This is a genomic window from uncultured Oscillibacter sp. (assembly GCF_910584465.1).
GTDB lineage: Bacteria > Bacillota > Clostridia > Oscillospirales > Oscillospiraceae > Oscillibacter.
This window is the reverse complement of record NZ_CAJUBK010000141.1, coordinates 1-1,541: the sequence shown is the minus strand read 5'-3', so window position 1 is coordinate 1,541 and position 1,541 is coordinate 1. Positions and strand designations below refer to the sequence as shown.

Annotated in this window: 2 protein-coding genes; both read left to right on the top strand. The window is 69.0% G+C overall.

Annotation, left to right across the window (positions count from 1 at the left end):
- On the top strand, nt 1-842 hold an 842-nt coding region (locus QZ332_RS13670; RefSeq protein ID WP_295766446.1), incomplete at its 5' end, for a class I tRNA ligase family protein.
- Nucleotides 843-935: 93 nt separating this feature from the next.
- On the top strand, nt 936-1,541 hold a 606-nt coding region (gene cgtA, locus QZ332_RS13665), incomplete at its 3' end, for an Obg family GTPase CgtA (RefSeq protein ID WP_295766444.1).

The following is a 1,541-nucleotide window of genomic DNA, read 5'->3' as shown; positions in this document are numbered from 1 at the left end:
GCTCCCACGAGATCTTCAAGCAGCTGAGCCAGAACTACCTGAAGTTCCGCAACACGGCCCGGTACTGCCTGGGCAACCTGGCCGGCTTCGACCCGGACCGGCTCACCGCCCCCGGGGACATGGAGGAGCTGGACCGCTGGGCCCTCACCCGGCTGAACGCGCTGATCGAGCGGTGCTTCGCGGCCTATGACGAGTACGAGTTCCTGGTGGCGACCCACGCGGTGAACGATTTCTGCGTGGTGGAGCTGTCCAACTTCTACCTGGACGTGATCAAGGACCGGCTGTACTGCGATGAGGTGGACGGCGCCCCGCGCCGCAGCGCCCAGACCGCGCTGTTCCTGATCCTGGACACCCTGACCCGGATCATGGCCCCGATCTTGTGCTTCACCTGTGACGAGATCTGGCAGGCCATGCCCCACCGGGCGGGCGACGACGGGCGGAACGTCCTGTTCAACGAGATGAACGCGCCCTTCACGGACTACGCGCTGAGCGCGGAGGCCATGGAGGGCTGGGAGGAGATCGTCTCCCTCCGGGACGCCGTGAACGGCGCGCTGGAGGCCGCCCGCGCCAGGAAGGAGATCGGCAAGGGCCTGGAGGCGAAGGTGACGCTGAAGGGCGCGGCCCTGCCCAAGATGGGGGCGGAGGCGCTGGCGGACGTGCTGATCGTCTCCCAGGTGGGACTGGAAGAGGGCGGCGGCGGCCTGGAGATCCAGGTGGCCAAGGCCGAGGGCGGCAAGTGCGAGCGGTGCTGGAAGATCCTGCCCAGCGTGGGGACGGACGCGGCGCACCCGACGCTGTGCCCCCGCTGCGCGGCGGCGGTGGCGAAGCTGCCGCAGTTCTAAGGCATCCCTCCCCGGCCCGTCCGGGCGGGGAGGGCCATCGGCCCCCGGGGACGGGGGCCGATACGATCCCTATCTTTATCGAGGAGGATCATGATGGCCTCATCATTCATCGACAAAGCCCGCATCACGGTCCGGGCCGGAGACGGCGGCAACGGCGCCATCGCCTTCCACCGGGAGAAGTATGTGGCGGCGGGCGGGCCCGACGGCGGCGACGGCGGGCGGGGCGGCTCCATCATCCTGGAGGTGGACGACCACATGTCCACCCTGATGGACTTCCGCTACAAGCGCAAATACGCGGCCGGGAACGGCATGGACGGCCAGGGCAAACGGAAGTTCGGCAGGAACGGGGAGGACCTGGTCATCCGGGTCCCCCGGGGCACCCTGGTCCGGGACGCGGAGACCAACGAGATCATGGCCGATATGAGTGGGAGCGAGCCCTTCGTCCTCTGCCGGGGCGGGCGGGGCGGCTGGGGCAACAGCCACTTCGCCACCCCCACCCGGCAGGTCCCCCGCTTCGCCAAGGCGGGGCTCCCCGGCGAGAGCCGCGACGTGATCTTGGAGCTGAAGCTCCTGGCGGACGTGGGGCTGGTGGGCTTCCCCAACGTGGGCAAGTCCACGCTGCTGTCCGTGGTCAGCAAGGCCCAGCCCAAGATCGCCAACTACCACTTCACCACCCTGTTCCCCAACCTGGGCGTGGTG